An 18,020-nucleotide genomic window follows, 5' to 3' on the forward strand; every position below is an offset into this window, starting at 1 on the left:
TCCCTCAGAACTGGAAGTAAAGGAACGGCGAGAAGCTTTGCGCCGAGAGTTTGAGAATCGAGACGATGAACAGCAGCAGGATCAAGCCGCGCATCACGTAGCGCGACCAGTCCGCGCTCCAATAGGCCGGTTGCACCTGGGCTTCGACGCCGACGGTGTAGCCAGGTTCGTGGATGCTTGCCGGGTTTTCGCCCGGTGCGGCTTTGATCATTCCCGGGGTCGCGGTGGCAGGGCCGTTGGCCTCGACGTTGACTTCAGGTTTGCTCTTGGCTGGCGGCTGGTTGGTGTACAGATCGCGCAGACCGAAGAAGGCCAGCGTCACGTACGCCACTACCAGAGTCGCCACTTGCAGACCAGTGAGGCTGGCCTGATTGAGTTCCGACAGCGACCAGTCGCCGAAGCTGAACATCGCGCCGTACATGCGCCCGGCAACGTGCAGGTTCTCGGCGCGGAAGATTACCCAGCCCATGACCACCAGCAGGAAAGTCAGCGCCCAGCGAATCGGGTTGAGGCTGCGCGGCGAGGTGTTCAGGCCCAGCGCTTTTTCAATCGCCAGCCACATGCCGTGCCAGGCGCCCCAGACGATGTAGGTGATGTTCGCGCCGTGCCACAGACCACCGAGGAGCATGGTCAGGAACAGGTTGCGATAGGTCATCAGCGTGCCTTTACGGTTACCGCCGAGGGTGATGTACAGGTAGTCACGCAGCCAGGTCGACAGGCTGATGTGCCAGCGGCGCCAGAACTCGGTGATCGACTGGCTGATGTACGGCTGCTTGAAGTTTTCCATGAAACGGAAACCCATCATCAGGCCCAGACCAATCGCCATGTCGCTGTAACCGGAGAAGTCGAAATACAGTTGCGCGGTGTAAGCCAGTGCGCCGAGCCAGGCATCGCCGGTGGTCGGGTTTTGCAGGGCGAAGCAATGGTCGGCGACCACCGCGAGGGTGTCGGCGATAAAGACCTTCTTGATGAAACCCTGCATGAACCGCGTGCAGCCCTCGGAGAACTTGTCGAGGGTGTGCGTGCGGTTGTTGAACTGATCGGCGAGGTCGCGGAAACGCAGGACCGGGCCGGCAATCAGGTGCGGGAAGATCGCCACGAACGCCGCGAAGTCGATGAGGTTGCGCGTGGCCGGGGTGTCGCCGCGATACACGTCGATGATGTAGCTGATCGACTCGAAGATGTAGAACGAGATGCCGATCGGCAGCAGCACGTGGGTGAGGATGAACGGCTCAAGACCGACCGACGTCATCATCGCGTTGATGCTGTCGACGCCGAAGTTGGCGTACTTGAAGTAGCCGAGGATGCACAGGTCCACCGCGACGCCCAGCAACAGCCAGCGCTGCGCCGGTTTGGTCCGCACACCGGCGGCACCGACTTTGAGGCCGATCCAGTAGTTCCACAGCGTGACGGCCGCGAACAGCGCGAGGAAGTCCACACGCCACCAGGCGTAGAACACGTAGCTGGCGATCAGCAGCAGCAGATTGCGATAGCGTTGCCCGCTCAAGTAGTACAAGCCGAGAAAGATCGGCAAGAACAGAAACAGGAACACGTTGGATGAAAATACCATCCCGATCTCTCCATGTTTGAACCAACAGTCAAGGGCCAAAGCCCCCCCAAACCCCCCGTGGTAATGGAGGGGTGAAACGGTGTTGCTGTCAGGGTTGTGCCGGGCCTTGAAAACCTGCCCTCACCCCCCGCCCTCTCCCGGAGGGAGAGGGAGCCTGATCTCTGGCGCTGCCAATATTGAGATCGACTCGATGTATCAGGTCGGCGGATTTCTCAAAAGCACCTCGGTCAGTCCCCTCTCCCTCCGGGAGAGGGTTAGGGTGAGGGGCTTTTAGCCCTTTTCATGCGCCGGGTCATAGACCTTGGTCAGGTCGCCACCCAAGCGGAAGGTCTTGAACGGCTGCATGCCGTGCTTCTTCTCGATCACATCCGCCGGGCAGGTGTAGAGCGTGCAAAATGGTTCGAGCCAGGCGAATTTCATGTCCTCTTTGAGATCGGTCATGTCCTGCTCTTTGCCGTTCTTCTTCTCGAATTCATCCGGGTCTTTCACCCCCGCCAACACCCGATCACCGAGACGCTTCAGCGCACCATTGTTTTCCTGGCGCAAATCAACACCGTTGACCTGGGCGAAACTGGCGATCATCGCCAGCGGCGGCAGGGCGTAGTTGTGATAGGCGAGGGCGCGTTGCTGGCGCTTGAGTTCGTTCGGCAGGAAGCCGTCGGCATCGACTTGATTGACGCCAACCTTGTATTCCTTCACCGCCCAGTCAAACAGGTCGCGGCGGTTGGTTGCGATCGAGGTCGCCATCACCGACCAGGCGGCCCAGTACGAGTGGTTGTTGGTTTTTTCCAGCGGCAGGTTGTCCCAGTCGCTGACGACCTGATCGGCCATTTTGCTGAACCATGCCTCGATCAACTGCGCTTCCTGCTGATGCTGAGCCAGTGGATGCGAGTCGGAGAATTTCAGGCGAATGTACGAAGAGGCCATGCTGCCCAGTGCCCATTTGCGCATCGACTTGCCGGTGTGGTTGAAGTCTTTCGACATCAACGCATCGGCCTTGGCCCACGCGGTCAGCCAGTTGAGCGTGCAATCGAGCTGCTCCGGGCGACCGTCGCGCATGAACTGCATCACCCGTTTGGCGGTGCCGCGCTCCAGGGTGGTGATGTCTTTGGTGGTGTCGCGGAAGGCTTTTTCCGACTGCACGTTCAGCGTCGCGCGGGCCTTGTCCGAACCTTCGTATTTGCTGCGAAATTGCAGCGGCCCGGTGTACGGCGTCGGCATGGCATCGCAGCCTTCGCTTTTGTCACCGGTCTTGAATTTATCCACAGGCGCAAAATAGCCCTGGGGCGGACGCAGTGGCGCGGCGGCCTGCGCGGTGCCGGCGAGGATCGCCAGCCCGAGCAGCGTCGGCGCTAAAAGAGTTTTCAGTTTCGAGTTTCGCATAGCAGACCTCATTGCCCGACCTGAGCGGTTTGTTGCCCAGCGCCCGGGAATACGTTGCGTTTGCAGATTTTCGCTTCGACTTTCTGCGGCGCGGTGCCCGCTTCCGGGCCCTGGACTTCGACTGCCAGCAGGTTTTGCGAGGCCCAGTCTTCGTCCGTGCGCAGCTCAAAGGCGAAACGACCGTCGGTGTCGGAGGTTTCCGGTTTCTCGATCTTGATGTCCTCGTGGCGACCGTTCATGTACCAGAGGGTGGCTTGCAGGGTTTTCACCGAAGGGTCGGCGAAGCGGATGTCGACCTGATGGCTGCTGTTCTGCAGGTTCAGGTTTTTGCTGTTGACCAGCAGTTCTTGTTTGCTGCCCGGCTTGAGCGTGGTGCTCGCGGACATTTGCGCGTCTTTGCCTTCGCAGCCGTTGTCGAGAAGAGACATCATCTGGCGGTAGATGGTTTCCTGGTCGAGGCGGTACAGCGGCGAGAATTCCCAGATGAGAATTTTCGGCGGGGTCTTCTGGAATTCGTCGCTACCGAGGTACTGCAACATCGAGCCTTCCAGGCCACCGCCGGGGAAGGCGACGTTGAGAATATCGGCGCCAATGGCTTCTTCGAGGAAGCCGGCGAAGTTGTAGTTCTTGCCGCTGTGCGAGGTGCCGACCAGAGTGATTTGCGGGTTGCCGGAATCACCGAACAGGTCGCCATCACCGGCCTCGCCCTTAGGCTCGGTGGTGAACTGGTCCATGTACTGGATCGCGTAACTGGTACCGCACAGTTGCCCGGCCATGTTGTGCAGGGTGCCGGTCTTGCCCATGCGTCCGGAGCGTTTGGTCTCGAATTCACGCTTGGGAATGTCGGCGAAGGCCGGGATCTGCTTGACCTTCTCGGCGACGATTTTCGCCGTGCGCTGAGCGCCGTATGGCGTCCAGTGCTGGTCACCGCGGAAGTAGAAATCGTGGGCGGGCAGGGTGTCCGGCAGCGATTCGTTGGTCAGCGGCGACAGGTCCGGCACCACGTAACCCATCTTGGCGAAACGGCCGAGCATGGTCTTGTAGTTGCCTAGCGCTTTCTCGTAGTCGAACGCGGCTTTTTCCTGCGGGTTGAGCTTGTTGCGGTTCACCAGACCACGGGTCGGCTGGTAAACGATCACCAGCTCAACGCCTTTGGCCTTGAACGCATCGTGCAACTGTTGCAGGCGTTTGTAGCCGGCCGGCGTGGTGTTGAACTCGGTGCGCAAATCTTCCTGCGTGCGGAACAACCAGTCGCCTTGCGCCTGCACCAGGGTGGTGAAGTTCTGCTGATAACGCGTGGTGTAGTTCTTCGCGTCATGGGCGGCCGGGCACAGGTTGCAGCACGGTTCGGCGCTGAACTTCGGCGGCGTGGCAGCGGCACCTTCATCGGCGCGCGCGCCTTGGCTGGCCGCAAGAATGCCCACGGTCAGGGCCGACAGGCTGAGTAATTTGATTAGGTGTGGGTGCATAAAATTATCCTCAGTCCTGCATTTCGGTCTGGCGTTCGACAGGGTCGATCAGCACGGCTTTCTGCTGGCGTACCAGCAAGTCGAGAATTTCATCCTGGCGTTCGCCAAGGATGCCGTTGAAGCTGATGCCGCTGGATTTGGTCGGCGCCAGCATCGACACGCGATACAGCTCGACACTCAAGGGCGAATCGATCGACAGCGGGCCGCTGCCATTGGCCGCCAGTTCACCGCCAACGACGATCAGCGACACTTGGGCATCGAACGGGTCGAGCTTGATGTCACGGTCGGTGTCGGTCAGGTCCTTGATGTGGCCGTAGACGCCGGTCAAACCGTTGGCCATGGCAACGTTTTCGTAGAGGCGAATGTTCACGCTGTTACGAATGCGGATGCCGTGGCGCTTGTTGCTGATGACCTTGTTGCCCCACAGCAGGTTGTCGGCAGACTCGTAGAGCGTGATGCCGTCGGTGTGGTTCTTGTAGATCTCGTTGTAGGCAATGATGTTGTTGACGCTGTTACGGTCGATCACCAGACCCGAGAGGTGGTTGTCGAAGCTCTTGTTGTTGAAGATAAAGCTGTCGTTGACCTCACGGGAAATAATGATCCCGTGCTTCTTCTTCGTGCCGTGCACGGTGTTCTCGGCAATGATCAGGCCGTGGGAACGGTCGTGCGGGTCGATGCCGTAGACGATGTTGTCTTTGTAGGTGTTGCCCTTGACTACGAAGTCGCGGGTCTCGTAGCAGTAGAAGCCGTACCACATGTCGGAGAACTCGGAGCCGACGATCCAGCCGGTCGGCTCAGGACGCTTGAGCACCTTGGCCATGTTCGGCGTGTACTGGGAAATACTCACCCCGTACGACTTACTGTTGGCGTAGCCGAAACTGGCCATCTTGCTGTTGACGATGTAGGTCTCGGTGCCGCCCCAGGCGAGCAGGAACGGACGGAATTCCTTCGGCGAACGGAAGGTCGCCGGGCCGTTGTCCTTTTCGCGCCAGCCGGTGACTTTGGTGTCACGCACGAACAGTTGGCCGTCGTTGACCATGAACGCACCGGCTTCTTGCGACAGGCGCAGTTCCTGGGTCTGGCCGTCGATTTCGAGGATGCCTTTACGGCCGACCACGATCGGCAACTTCGACAGGTACACACCCGGCGAGGTCTCGCTGAAATACTGCTTGGGCAGTTTCTGCGCCAGATCCTTGAGGTTCATGTAGCCGTCATCGACGAAGATCGCCTGCGGGATGCCGTGCTGACGCACCACCCATTCGGCCATCTTGTTGTCGCCGCCGATGAAGTCCTTCAGCGCGTCTTCCTGCATCATCCGGCGCACGCTGACTTTGCCTGCTTTGCTGCGGACGATTTTCGCGGCAGCGGCTTCGGCGGTATAGCCGGAAATGTCCGGCAGTTTCGGCGCGGCCAGGTTCAGCGCTTCGGTCGGCGCGCTGCTGACAGTATAGGTCTTGGCTTGTTGCAGCTCTTTGGCGGTGGTCACCGGCTTAACCGGCTCCACTGTCGCGAAGGCGCTGGCGCTGGCCAGCAGCATCGCGCCGGCCAGCAGGCTGAGTGAGCCTGTCCTGGTGCTGATCATGTCGGGCACTCCCTTGGCGGTTTGCATCAGAAGCGCCAGATCACGTCGATGAACGCGCGGTGCATGTACGAATCAACCTGCTTGCCGTAGGCATCGCCCGGTTTGAACACACCGCCACGGAAGCGCACAAGGGCCGAAGGCTCGTCGATCGACTGGCTCAACGCCGCCGGCAACAGACCTTGCTTGAAGTACTTGGTGACGACCAGGTCCATCTCTTGGCCCAGATCCTTGTTGCCGTCTTCAAGCGGCAGCGAGGTGCTGGAAAGAATCGCGCCGGTGGCGTCATCGGTGTTGTTTTCCACGGCGTTGATGCCGTTGCTGCCCACTGGCTTGTTACCGTCCACGCGCCAGAACTTGTGGTAGATCAGGCTGGCGTCGTACTCGTCATTGACCATCCAGGAACCGAACAGAGTCGCGGTCTGCATGTTGTTCATTTCGCCACGGAACGCTTCACCGAAACGGTGCACACGCGAACGGGTACCGGTGTAGTTGGAGCGGTTGCTCTCCAGACCGTTCTGCTCGTAATCGGCGCTGGCGCGGGCGTAGGCACCGCCGACTTGCCATTGCGGATCGAGGCGCAGACGCACACCGATATCAGTGGCCCAGCCGTTGACGTCTTCGCTGCGCTTGGCTTGCGCCGGACGCGAGCCATCGGCGTTCAGCGCGTTGACCGTGTCGCGGTCGCCGCTCATGCCGGTGATGCTGCCCCAGTAGTTGACGGTGTTGGTGTTGCGCCAGTTGTAGGCGTCGCTGTCGGCGGTCAGGCCGATCCAGCTGATGTCGCCGTTCTCGGTCTTGTCCAGCGAGTCGCGCGGAACACCCGGCTCGGCGTAATCGAGTTTGCCGTCATCGTGGGTGTGATGACCGCGAATGCCGACCCAGTTGCCTGGGGTCCACTGGTAAGCGGCATCGGCGTAGGCGTGCAGGCGATCCTTGTCTTTCGGCGCCAGCTCTTTCAGGTCGGTGCGGTATTCGCTGAAGCGTTCGGCAACACCGGCGTTGGCGCGCAACAGGGTGGTGTCGAAGGTCCAGTTCAGCGCTTCGATGTTGGTGTCGCGCCATTGGCCATCGTCATTGCGCAGACGCTGGCGACCGAACTTGAGCATCTCGCCCGGGTACGGCGTGAGGCCGCTGTAACCGACCCAGAACTCGCGCATCGCCAGGTAGTTTTTCTTGGTTTTGCGATCACTGTTGTCGGTGGCTTGTTCACCATCGGATTGTTGCAGGGTGTCGGTTTCGATGATGTCGGTCGAAGTCACGGCCTGACCCATGGCGTAGGCGCTCCACGCGCCGCTTTCGCCGTAGATCCACGGACGCAGGTCGAGGCCGACGCCGTTGACGTCGCCGCCCCTGGCGGTGCCGAGGTCACGGTCGTCTTCGGACTGGCCGGTGACTTTCACTTCCAGGCCAAAGTTCTTGGTTTCAGTCATCGCGGCCAGTGTCGGGCAAGACCAGATCAGCGCGAACGAAAGGCCAATGCCGGCCTTCACGAATGGATTCAACTTCATAATTTTTCCTCGCCGTCTTCTTCTTGCAGGGCGTGCAGTTGCAGCGTGTTCGGGTTCAGAGCGCCACGGCTGGCTTGCTCTTGTTGCAGCAGACGTTGGGCTTCGGCCAGACGCTCGGGCGGCAGTTGCGCGGCGAGGGTGGTCGCCAGCTCATCGGCTTGCGGAGTGTTTTGCGCCTTGGCCAATTGGCTGAACACATAGGCATTGAGCGGGTCGGGTTTGGTGCCCTTGCCTTGGGAAAACAGTTGGGCGATGGCGAAGTCGGCGCTGTTCTGGCCATTGCGCGCAGCGGTCAGCAGGTGGTCGAGGGCCTTCTGCGGATAGACCTTGCCCAGGTAGCCACGGCGATAGATCTGGCCGAGGTAGTAGTCGGCGGCAACTTCGCGTCCCACGGCTTTCTGGAAATGTTCTTCGGCGACTTTGGCGTCGGCCGGGACCAGTTTGCCTTCGTAGTAGAGCTTGCCCAGCAACAGTTCGGCGCGTGGCTGATCGGCTGCGCGGCCGTTGTCGAGGTACTTCATCATCTGATCGACGTCGCCCAGTTCCGGGTAGTCGTAGAGCAGTTGCGCGAGGGTCACCCACGACGCCGGGTAGCCCGGAGCGATCGGCTCCAATAGCGACTGCGCGGTTTTTTCGTCGGTCTTGCCGAGGGTCGAGTCGGCCAATACGCGGGCCACGGAATCGACACGCTGCGCGGTGACCGTGCCACGGCTGTAACCGGCCTGCATCTGCTTGATCAGCTCGGCCTGCTGCTCTGGCTGGGCACGTTTCTGATAGACCGTGGCCAGTTCGACGTAGCAGATGTCGGTGGTGTTGAGCGCGGCTTTGCAGATTTTTTCCACGTCATCCAGGTGCTGGTCGTAGGTGCCTTGGGTGCGATACAGCAGCACCTGGGCCAGACCGGCTTCCGGGTAACCGGACTTGCGCCACTGATCGATCTGCTGCTGCGCGTTGATGTTGGGGAAGCTGTGCGGGTATTGCAGATAGAGCATCGCCAGCGGGATCAACGTGTTGCCTTCGCCATTGGCGGCGGCTTTTTTCAGCAGGCTTTCGGCTTCGTGGTGCTCGGCTTCGGTAGAACCCGGTTTGGCCACCAACAGGCGACCGAGACGGGCCTGAGCGCGCGGCGAAACACTAGCGGCGGCGCGGTAAGTCGCTTCGGCCTGTTTCATTTGCGCGGGATCGCGGCTGTCGACCTGGATATCAGCGAGGCCGACTTGCGCTTCGCTGTAACCCAGGTCCGCCAGTTGCTGATAGTTCTGCGCGGCGGTGGCAGTGTCGCCACGCTTGAGCGCTTCGTTGGCCAGACGCTGATCGGGCAGGCCGGCGCAACCGGCCAGACTGACCGCCAGCGCCAAGGCACATACTGATCCCTTGTGGGAGCTGGCTTGCCAGCGATTCAGGCGACTCGGTTTTTCAGCTAGACCGCATTGATCCCATCGCTGGCAAGCCAGCTCCCACAGGGATTGTGGTGTTCTCAGAAAAAAGGTCACAGGCATGTCCTCGACTTAAAGACCGGCAGCCATGGCTTTGTCGATCAGCCAGTTCAGGTTCGGGCCACGGTCGCTGTTCACTTCCACCGGGCGGCCGGCGAGGCTGCTGTCGAGCGGCTCGTCAGGCTGGATCTGCACGCGGATGTCGGAGGACAGGTCGGCGCTTTTCAGGCTGGTGCTGCTGACGATCTTGCCGGTGCGGGTCTTGTCTTCGCCGGCGATCTGGAAGCTGACCGGGGTGCCCGGACGCACGTCGCCGAACTGGCGATAGGAGAAGCGTGCATCGACGGTGGCCTGGGTGTTACGCGGCACCAGTTGGAAGATCACATCGCCCTTGCTCGCGTACTGACCGTCAGCCACCAGTTGCTGGGCCACGGTGCAATCGCACGGCGAGGTCAGGGTGCCGGTCATTTGCTTGCCGAACAGCTCTTCAACCTTGGCCGGTGCCAGTTGGTCTTCGTCCAGATGGCCCTTGAGCACGTCGAGCATGCTGGTGCTGAAGGTTGCCAGTGGCGCGCCTTTGGCGGCGACGCCATCGGACTTGACCAGGCTCTGCACGGTGCCGTCACGCGGCATGGTGATGTTCATCCCCGGCACGCTGACCAGACCGGCCTGCGCGTGGCTGACGAAGTACATGCCGTATACCGATTTGAAAATGAAACCCGCCGCGACCAGACCGACCGCGAAGATACCGGCGCTGAACGTCACCGCCTTCAAACGACCGAACGGGGTCATGCCGCTGCCGCCGTCCTTGACCTTGCGCGCCTTGGTGAAGTTGTCACGCTGCAGGGTTGCCAGCACTTCACCCATGCTGACGATGTCGCCGGCCAGGTGCGAAGTGATCAAGTGGCGCAGGGTGGAAATATCCTGCGGCTCCAGATTCTGGAACTGGCAGCCGGCACGGCCGGTCTGGCGGTCGAAGGAACGCACTTGCAGTTCAACGTCCATGGCCAGGCCGAGGTTGTCGATGACAAATTGCAGGCGGGCCTTGTACACCTCACCGATGGTCAGCGGCATTTGCCCGGCGTTGAACGCCAGACCACCGGCGGACAGGTCGAGGACCCGCGCTTCCATTGGCGTCCGGTCGGGGCCGAAGAAGCGCAGTTTGGCCGGGATTTTCACGCGGGCGTGTTGGCGCTGGGCTTCGGATTCATGCACTACGTTGGCGTTGACGGCGGTATTCATGGGGGCGATTTCCTTGTTAATTCAATAGGGGCAGGTCAGACCATCATCAGCAGCACGGCGACGAAAATGCTGCCGGCGGAGAAGGTCATGGTCCGAGACGACCAGGTGTTGAACCAACGTTGAAAGCTGGCGAGATCACGGGTCAGGGAAGTGGGTTGGCGAGTCCAGGATTGTTGGTCGAGGCGGAAGAACACGTAGATCTTCACCAGCGCACCGACGATCTGGTTGTAATACAGAATCGCCGGGTAAGCCGGGCCGATGCGGTGACCGGAACACGACAACAGCAACGTCAGAATCAAGCGGGTGATGCCGATCCACAGCAGGTAAACCAGGATGAATGCGGTGCCGTACTTGAAGCTGGCGATGAGCGCCACGGTCAGGCCGAGCAGCGAAGTCCACATCGATACGCGCTGGTCGAACAGCACCACTGAGGTGAACGCGCCGAGGCGTTTCACACCCAGGCCCAGCGCTCGCGAGTTCTGGCGCAGGTTGTTGCCGTACCAGCGGAACATCAGTTTGCGGCTGGCCTTGATGAAGCTCTTTTCCGGCGGGTGTTCAACGGTGTTGATCGCTGCGTCAGGCACGTAAAAGGTGTCGTAACCCAGGCGCATCAGGCTGAACCAGCTCGACTTGTCGTCGCCGGTCAAAAACTTGAAACGGCCCAGACGCCAGTGTTGCAGCGAGTCGCTTTCAACGTCGGCGATGAATTCCGGGTTGGTCACCACGGTGGCGCGAAACACCGACATACGACCGGTCATGGTCAGCACGCGTTTGGACAGGGCCATCGAGCACATGTTGATGTGGCGCTGGGCGAAACGCAGCTTGTGCCATTCGCTCATGATGTAGCCACCGCGCACTTCGCAGAACTCGTTGGTGGTCAGGCCGCCGACGTTGCCGAACAGCTGGAACCACGGCACGGTCTTGCGCACGGTGCCTTCACCGAGCACGGTGTCGCCGTCGATCACGGCCACCACGGCGCGGTCGTCCGGCAGGTGGCGGGAGATCGCGCGGAAACCATAGGCCAGGCCATCACGTTTGCCGGTGCCGGGAATGCGCACGAAGTCGAGCTTCACGCGGTCGGGCGGATTCATCCGCGCCCACAGTGCCTTGACCAGCAGCTCATCGGACATTTCCACGATCGAGCAGACCACGGTGGTCGGCAGTTCGCAGTCGATGGCTTCACGGATCACCGAGCTGTAGACCTGCGCGGTGGTGAGCGCGTCGATACGGAAACTGGTGACCATCAGGAACACATGCGACGGGTCCGCCGCCTTACCCAGCTTGCGCACTTTGCGGCGCAGGTGCGGGTAAACGATGTAGAGAAAAATCATGCCGCGCACAAAGTGCGTTGCACCCATCGAGTAGCGCCAGATACCCACGGCGCCAATCAGGAAAATGAAGTCCTTCGACTCGGAGTCGAATGTGGACGTGGGCAGCATCAAGGCCAGGCCCATCAACAAACTGAGGTAAAACAGCCAACCGGCGGCCTGAAGTAGGCCGTGCTTTAGCCTGTGCATAATCTGCATCCGTCTCTATCTCGGGCGAGCCCGATGGGGTTAAGGCAGGCTTACAAAGAACTGCGATGTCACGCGCAATTCGGGCGAACCCTGTAGGAGCTGCCGAAGGCTGCGATCTGTTGATCTTTGCCGGTTCACTCGGGACTCAAGCGTTTGGGGCAAAGATCGCAGCCTTCGGCAGCTCCTACATTTGGGTTCACACATTGGTTGCGCGCCGCCTATGGGTTACGCGGCGGCGCGCAACGTCTGCTTTACCAGCAGATACCTTCGGTGCGCGTACCGGCGTCGGTGGCTTTGGCCATGAAGCCGACCAGGTCGATGACCTGCTTGCCGTGCGGCGCTTGCTGGGCCAACGGGCGGAACTTCTCGTCGCGGTTGCCGAGGATGATCACGTCGGAGTTGTCGATCACCGAATCGAAGTCCGAATTGAGCAGGGACGACACGTGCGGGATTTTCGACTCGATGTAGTCTTTGTTCGCGCCGTGAACACGGGCGTACTCGACGTTGCTGTCGTAGATGCTCAGGTCGTAACCCTTGCCGATCAGCATCTCGGCCAGTTCCACCAGCGGGCTTTCGCGCAGGTCGTCGGTGCCGGCCTTGAAGCTCAGGCCGAGCAGGGCGACTTTGCGTTTGTCGTGACTTTCAACGATGTCGAAAGCGTTCTGCACTTGCGATTCGTTGCTGCGCATCAGCGAGTTGAGCAGCGGTGCTTCGACGTCCAGCGAACCGGCGCGGTAGGTCAGGGCGCGCACGTCTTTCGGCAGGCACGAACCGCCGAAGGCGAAGCCTGGGCGCATGTAGTACTGGGACAGGTTGAGGGTCTTGTCCTGGCAGACCACTTCCATCACTTCACGGCCATCGACGCCGACCGCTTTGGCGATGTTGCCGATCTCGTTGGCGAAGGTCACTTTGGTCGCGTGCCAGACGTTGCAGGTGTACTTGATCATCTCGGCAACGGCGATGTCCTTGCGGATGATCGGTGCGTCGAGTTCTTCGTACAGCGATTGCAGAACGTCGCCCGAGGCCTTGTCGAACTCGCCGATGACGGTCATCGGTGGCAGGTCGTAGTCGGCGATGGCGGTGGATTCGCGCAGGAACTCAGGGTTGACCGCAACGCCGAAGTCGACACCGGCCTTCTTGCCCGAGCAGTCTTCAAGAATCGGGATCACTACGTTGGCAACGGTGCCCGGCAGTACGGTGCTGCGCACGACGATGGTGTGGCGGGTGGTTTTTTCACGCAGGACAAAACCGATCTCGCGGCATACCGCTTCGATGTAGTTCAGTTCGAGGTCGCCGTTCTTCTTGCTCGGCGTACCGACGCAGATCATCGACAGGTCGGTGTCGCGAATCGCCTCGGCGAAGTTGGTCGTGCCACGCAGGCGACCGGTCTGGATACCCTGTTGCAGAAGTTCGCCCAAGCCCGGTTCAACAATCGGCGACTTACCGGCGTTGATCATGTCGATCTTGTCTTTGGCAACATCGACGCCAACTACGTCATGGCCCCGTGCAGACAGGCAACCGGCACATACTGCGCCAACGTAACCCAAACCAAATATGCTGATGCGCATCGCAATTACCTCTGTATATATCAGGCCTTAGAGGGCCGGAGTTAATGGTGTTCAGCGTTCATTAGTGCACTCGAAAGTGCGGCATACAGGCGCCACAACGCCGTGTGCAGGCATACTAAGTTTCGAGTGTCTAAATAAGTGCACTCAAGATGTGCGCAACCAGGCCTTGTTGTTATGACTTGCCCTGTTATGCAGCCGATCTTCTTTGGAGAAGACTCTTGTGCAATCGTCTTACGCGCTCGATGTCAGGATAAAAGTCCAGTAAATCAAGCGGTTGGGTGCTCAGGCGAGCACGTTTATAGGGGCGCGGCCATGGCCTTTGTAGGGGATATAAATGGTGCGTATCTCCTGTCCAGCGTCTGTTTTGAGACTAGTTAGTCATCTAGGCAAGTTGCTGTGACAACTTGGTTACATGGCTATCTGCTCCGCGTAAGTTATCTCGTACAAACTCAGCGAGAATCGTTACCGGTGGTATGAGCTATGCATTCGGACGAAGTTCCTGTCCGCTCATCGCGAAATCTGAAATTTTTTGAAATATTGTCAGAGATGGCACTAGTCTCAATTTGATAGCACTTTCGTTTTCGACCTTTATTAACAGGCGAAAAATCACGTTAGATAGTTTTGTGCCACTACGGTGAAAAAAATCAGGTGCCACTACTGAAAAAATTGATCAGTGTCGAGTGAAACTAATATTAGAAAAGGTAGGGGTATTATTTTGGCGCCATAAAAATGGCGAAAACAGGCGGGGGATTTTTGACATCGTGCGAGCTGCACGACTCTTTATAGAAAGAGTCGTGCATTAGGCATGCTTTATTCGGGGGCGTGGTCGCGCAAAAACACCAGATTGTCCGGTTTCGACTGCTCAGCGCTGTAGCGATAACCCTGCACATCGAACTGCTTGAGCTGTGCCGGATCGTTGATCTTTTCCTGGATCACGAAACGGCTCATCAGGCCACGGGCCTTTTTCGCGTAGAAGCTGATGATCTTGTATTGGCCGTTCTTTTGATCCTTGAACTCGGTGTTGATGATCCGCGCGTTCAGGGCTGTGCGTTTGACCGCCGAGAAGTATTCGTTTGAGGCAAGGTTGAGCAGCACGTCATCGCCCTGATCGGCCAGCGCCTCATTCAGCCACTCGCTGATACGCGTGCCCCAGAAGGCGTACAGGTCTTTGCCACGGGCGTTGGCCAGTTTGGTGCCCATTTCCAGACGGTACGGTTGCATCAGATCGAGCGGGCGCAGCAAGCCGTAGAGGCCAGAGAGCATGCGCAGGTGTTTTTGCGCGTAATCGAAATCGGCTTCGCTGAAAGACTGCGCGTCGAGACCGGTGTAGACATCGCCCTTGAACGCGAGCAGCGCCTGTTTGGCATTGTCTGGCGTGAAGGCTGGCGTCCAGCTGCCGAAACGCGCGGCGTTGAGCCCGCCGATCTTGTCCGACACGTGCATCAGTTCGCTGATCTGCGCCGGGGTCAGGTCGCGCAATTGCTGGATCAGTTCCTGGGAATGGTCGAGGTATTGCGGCTGAGTGAAACGCTGGGTCGCCGGCGGTGTTTCGTAATCGAGGGTCTTGGCGGGGGAAATCACCATCAGCATGAAGTCGTCTCCTTTAATCGTGGGGGCGATTCTAGGGGGTTGTCCGAGTTGACTCCAGCTATGAGCGTGATAGGTGATCGGTGGTGTCATGGAACAAGATCGCAGCCTTCGGCAGCTCCTACAGATTGTGCTCGACATGAAATCGCAATGATTCAATGGAGGCACAGGTAGGAGCTGCCGAAGGCTGCGATCTTTTGATCTTTCTTTTGATCCACCCGCGATATAGTGCCGCGCGGGTTTTGTTATGGAGACATCCCTTTTGCGCATTGTTCTTTTATTCACCGCGTGGCTGTTGAGCTTTGGTGCCGTAGCGGCGCCGGGCGATGTGGCGACGCTGGATCGCAGCACCTGGCCAGAGCAGCTCAGCAATCCGACGCTGTTTGATGTGGCGTCCCGGGCGGAAATCCTCATGTTCGCCCGTGGTCTGCTCGGTACTGAGTCGATCGACGAGGCCGCTTTGGCCCAGCGTCTGGGCCTGCGTACGGTCAATGTCGACGCGGTCAACAGCCTGCGCCAGCGCCTCTGGCAGCGCCTGTTGGCCAACTATAACTACGCCCAGCAAAGCTGCGATCAGGACGCGTCATTCTGCTTCCTTGTCGAAGACTTGCCGACCCTGCGCGAGCAAGCCGCCAAGTTCGTGGTCAGCGACGACAGCTATTACACCAAGTGGGCCGAGCCGAGTCGGATCTTCCATTTGCAGTATCTCGACGAGTTGCTGCGCAAGGCCGCTCTGTCCCCGCAGACCAGCAACGAATTCGATCGTTTCGGCGACTACGAGCGTAATGGCGACGAGATGCACGACCGCCTGTTTCTGCTGACCTTTGACAGCGCCGCCAACCTGCAACCGGACAATACCGACTGGCTCACCGAGTACCTGCGCAAATCGAACCTGAGCGGTACGTTCTTCGTGCTGGGCAAGGATATTCAGGCGCGGCTGGCCGATCGTTCGGTGAGCAGCCTGCAAGCCGGGTTCTCCAAACAGTGCGTCGGCGTGCAGGGCTGGGAGTTCCGTTCCCACAGTCACTGGCAGGACTGGCAGGATTCGGTGCGGCGCAGCGCGGACCTGGTGAAGAACAAATTGCCGGAAAACTACGTGCCGCTGTTCCGTCCGCCGGAAGGGCAGCGCCGCAGCGATGCGCAGGGTTTCTTCAACACCCAGGGCCTGCAAGTGGCGCTGTGGGACATCGACGCCCAGGACGGCGCCGGCAAACTCAGGGGCGCGCCGAGTGCACAGCGGGTGCTGACCCTGATGCTGTTGTGGCGCCACGGAGTGATCAATTTCAACATGAAACAGGACGCGGTGAAGACCTCGTTGCCGTGGTTGATCACGCAAACCGCGCAGAGCGGGATCGGTTGGGAAGACTGTCAGGACGCGTTTCGCTGAGAAACGGAAAAAGCCCGTAAACATTGGGCCTGAGGCGATTTTTTTGCAGAATTCGGTGCAGGCGGACTTCCGACTTTAGCGGGGTCTGGGCAGTCCGCCAAGGGCTTTTCGTCACTCTGCAAAATAAACTTAAAAAAACCGTCAAAGTGCTTTTTTATGTCATGGGTTTTGGAGTATTACGAAGACAGACCGCCGAAACCTGCAACACAGGTGGCGTCTTCCAAGACCCGTTTGTTTGCAGTCACTTGAATCTCCGCAGGTGAGATTTCGGCAGTCACTTCGAGGCGCAGCACCGCTCAGGTATTGCGTCCAATGGCTCTGACAAAGGTGACCGAGTATGGATGATCACGGACGTAGCCCTTCCTCCAACCAGCCAATCCTTTATGTACTCGATACCAACGTATTGATTCACGATCCAAACGCCCTGCTGAATTTCGAAGAACACCACGTCGCGATCCCGATGACCGTGCTTGAAGAGCTGGACAAGCTCAAGAGCGGGCATCACAGCGTTGCCGCCGAATGCCGCCAGGCCATCCGGCTGATCGACAAGACCTTGGGCGATGCCTCCCCGGAGGACGTCGAACTGGGTGTGCCGATCCAGCGCGGCAAGGGCGGGCCGAAGGGCTTGCTGTCAATTCTGATGAGCAAACAGGCCGAATCGAACCTGATTCTGCCCGAGCATCTGAACGACAACAAAATCATCAACCAACTGATCGACCTGCATACCCGCGATCCGAAAAAGCCTGTGGTGCTGGTCACCAAAGACATCAACATGCGCCTCAAGGCGCGCGCCTGTGGCATCGATGCCGAGGACTACAGCACCGACCAACTGGTCGATGACGTGTCCTTGCTGCCCAACGGCTATCACAACATGACCGGCTCTTTCTGGGACCGCGTGAGCAAGGTCGACACCCGTCAGGATCACGGTCGCACCTGGCATCAAGTGCAACTGATCGACAACCTGCCGGCAGTACACATCAACGAGTTCATCATTGACGAACAGGGCTTTGTCGGCTGGATCAAGGAGATCGACGAGGCCAAGCTGCTGATCCTCGACCTGCATCAGGAACCGCTGCTGCACCAAGAGGCCTGGGGGCTCAAACCACGCGACATCTATCAGAGTCTGGCGCTGTACGCGTTGCTCGATCCGGACATTCATCTGGTCAACCTGTCCGGTGCGGCAGGCTCCGGTAAAACCATTCTGGCACTGGCTGCTGCGATTGAGCAGACCATGGTCAGCAAACGTTATCGGCGCATCATTGCCACCCGCAGCGTGCAAGGCTTGGATCAGGAAATCGGCTTCCTGCCCGGCACCGAAGCGGAAAAAATGGAGCCTTGGCTGGGCGCCATCACCGACAACCTCGAAGCCTTGCACATGGATGACGAAAACACCCATGGCAGCGTCGATTACATCCTCAGCAAAGTGCCGTTGCAGTTCAAATCGCTCAACTATATTCGCGGTCGCAGCTTCCAGCAGAGCCTGATCCTGATCGACGAATGCCAGAACCTCACGCCGCACCAGATGAAAACCATCATCACCCGTGCCGGCGCCGGTTCCAAAGTGGTGTGCCTGGGCAACCTCGCACAGATCGACACCCCTTACCTGTCCGCAACCAGTTCCGGGCTGACCTACCTGACCGAACGCTTCAAGGATTTCCCTAACGGTGTGCACATCACCCTGCAAGGGGTGCCTCGCTCGATCCTGGCCGAATACGCCGAATCGCATCTGTAACCCTTGACCCAAAACCGGGCGGCCCTTAAAGCCGCCCGG

Annotated in this window: 12 protein-coding genes; 2 read left to right on the forward strand and 10 right to left on the reverse strand. The window is 59.3% G+C overall.

Annotation, left to right across the window (positions count from 1 at the left end; all coding sequences use genetic code 11):
* Positions 1-4: 4 nt before the first annotated feature.
* The 10 genes from M9827_RS23340 to yaaA all read right to left on the reverse strand — a co-directional run bounded on the left by M9827_RS23340 (position 5) and on the right by yaaA (position 14,865).
* Complete coding sequence (locus M9827_RS23340; protein ID WP_250607356.1) at positions 5-1,570, reverse strand: MBOAT family O-acyltransferase; 1,566 nt, start codon at positions 1,568-1,570, stop codon at positions 5-7.
* 270 nt (positions 1,571-1,840) lie between these two features.
* Positions 1,841-2,953, reverse strand: coding sequence for a mannuronate-specific alginate lyase (locus tag M9827_RS23345; RefSeq protein ID WP_250607358.1), 1,113 nt, complete (start codon positions 2,951-2,953; stop codon positions 1,841-1,843).
* An 8-nt stretch (positions 2,954-2,961) separates the two neighbouring features.
* Positions 2,962-4,422 carry an alginate O-acetyltransferase gene (locus M9827_RS23350; RefSeq protein ID WP_250607360.1) on the reverse strand — a complete coding sequence of 487 codons (1,461 nt, stop codon included), beginning with the start codon at positions 4,420-4,422 and terminating at the stop codon, positions 2,962-2,964.
* 10 nt (positions 4,423-4,432) lie between these two features.
* Positions 4,433-6,004 (reverse strand): mannuronan 5-epimerase AlgG, encoded by a 1,572-nt coding sequence (gene algG, locus M9827_RS23355; protein ID WP_250607362.1) that lies wholly within the window; start codon positions 6,002-6,004, stop codon positions 4,433-4,435.
* 26 nt (positions 6,005-6,030) lie between these two features.
* A complete protein-coding gene (locus tag M9827_RS23360; RefSeq protein WP_250607363.1) occupies positions 6,031-7,512 on the reverse strand; it encodes an alginate export family protein in 1,482 nt (493 codons plus the stop codon).
* On the reverse strand, positions 7,509-9,011 hold the full coding sequence (gene algK, locus M9827_RS23365; RefSeq protein ID WP_250607364.1) for an alginate biosynthesis TPR repeat lipoprotein AlgK: 1,503 nt from the start codon (positions 9,009-9,011) through the stop codon (positions 7,509-7,511). The genes M9827_RS23360 and algK overlap by 4 nt, the downstream gene beginning before the upstream one ends.
* Positions 9,012-9,020: 9 nt before the next feature.
* Entirely contained in the window at positions 9,021-10,190 is a 1,170-nt protein-coding gene (locus tag M9827_RS23370) for an alginate biosynthesis protein Alg44 (RefSeq protein WP_250607365.1), read from the reverse strand.
* Between the two features lie 35 nt (positions 10,191-10,225).
* On the reverse strand, positions 10,226-11,707 hold the full coding sequence (gene alg8 / locus M9827_RS23375) for a mannuronan synthase (protein ID WP_371857959.1): 1,482 nt from the start codon (positions 11,705-11,707) through the stop codon (positions 10,226-10,228).
* A 251-nt stretch (positions 11,708-11,958) separates the two neighbouring features.
* Positions 11,959-13,275 (reverse strand): nucleotide sugar dehydrogenase, encoded by a 1,317-nt coding sequence (locus M9827_RS23380; protein WP_122609548.1) that lies wholly within the window; start codon positions 13,273-13,275, stop codon positions 11,959-11,961.
* Positions 13,276-14,085: 810 nt separating this feature from the next.
* Positions 14,086-14,865, reverse strand: coding sequence for a peroxide stress protein YaaA (gene yaaA / locus M9827_RS23385; RefSeq protein WP_250607366.1), 780 nt, complete (start codon positions 14,863-14,865; stop codon positions 14,086-14,088).
* Between the two features lie 244 nt (positions 14,866-15,109).
* On the opposite strand from yaaA, the gene M9827_RS23390 reads away from it, so the two are divergent.
* Positions 15,110-16,249: a polysaccharide deacetylase family protein gene (locus tag M9827_RS23390; RefSeq protein WP_502943466.1), complete on the forward strand. Its 1,140-nt coding sequence runs from the start codon at positions 15,110-15,112 to the stop codon at positions 16,247-16,249.
* 337 nt (positions 16,250-16,586) lie between these two features.
* On the forward strand, positions 16,587-17,981 hold the full coding sequence (locus tag M9827_RS23395; RefSeq protein WP_007914309.1) for a PhoH family protein: 1,395 nt from the start codon (positions 16,587-16,589) through the stop codon (positions 17,979-17,981).
* Positions 17,982-18,020: the final 39 nt, after the last annotated feature.

This window comes from Pseudomonas sp. AKS31 (genome assembly GCF_023634765.1).
Classification (GTDB): Bacteria; Pseudomonadota; Gammaproteobacteria; order Pseudomonadales; family Pseudomonadaceae; genus Aquipseudomonas.

Excerpts from the sequence above, each read along its gene's own strand:
- M9827_RS23350 (WP_250607360.1), bottom strand. The coding sequence starts at position 4,422 with ATGCACCCACACCTAATCAAATTACTCAGCCTGTCGGCCCTGACCGTG.
- algG (WP_250607362.1), bottom strand. The coding sequence starts at position 6,004 with ATGATCAGCACCAGGACAGGCTCACTCAGCCTGCTGGCCGGCGCGATG.
- M9827_RS23395 (WP_007914309.1), top strand. The coding sequence starts at position 16,587 with ATGGATGATCACGGACGTAGCCCTTCCTCCAACCAGCCAATCCTTTAT.
- alg8 (WP_371857959.1), bottom strand. The coding sequence starts at position 11,707 with ATGCACAGGCTAAAGCACGGCCTACTTCAGGCCGCCGGTTGGCTGTTT.
- M9827_RS23360 (WP_250607363.1), bottom strand. The coding sequence starts at position 7,512 with ATGAAGTTGAATCCATTCGTGAAGGCCGGCATTGGCCTTTCGTTCGCG.
- M9827_RS23345 (WP_250607358.1), bottom strand. The coding sequence starts at position 2,953 with ATGCGAAACTCGAAACTGAAAACTCTTTTAGCGCCGACGCTGCTCGGG.
- M9827_RS23380 (WP_122609548.1), bottom strand. The coding sequence starts at position 13,275 with ATGCGCATCAGCATATTTGGTTTGGGTTACGTTGGCGCAGTATGTGCC.
- algK (WP_250607364.1), bottom strand. The coding sequence starts at position 9,011 with ATGCCTGTGACCTTTTTTCTGAGAACACCACAATCCCTGTGGGAGCTG.
- M9827_RS23340 (WP_250607356.1), bottom strand. The coding sequence starts at position 1,570 with ATGGTATTTTCATCCAACGTGTTCCTGTTTCTGTTCTTGCCGATCTTT.
- M9827_RS23390 (WP_502943466.1), top strand. The coding sequence starts at position 15,110 with ATGGAGACATCCCTTTTGCGCATTGTTCTTTTATTCACCGCGTGGCTG.
- yaaA (WP_250607366.1), bottom strand. The coding sequence starts at position 14,865 with ATGCTGATGGTGATTTCCCCCGCCAAGACCCTCGATTACGAAACACCG.
- M9827_RS23370 (WP_250607365.1), bottom strand. The coding sequence starts at position 10,190 with ATGAATACCGCCGTCAACGCCAACGTAGTGCATGAATCCGAAGCCCAG.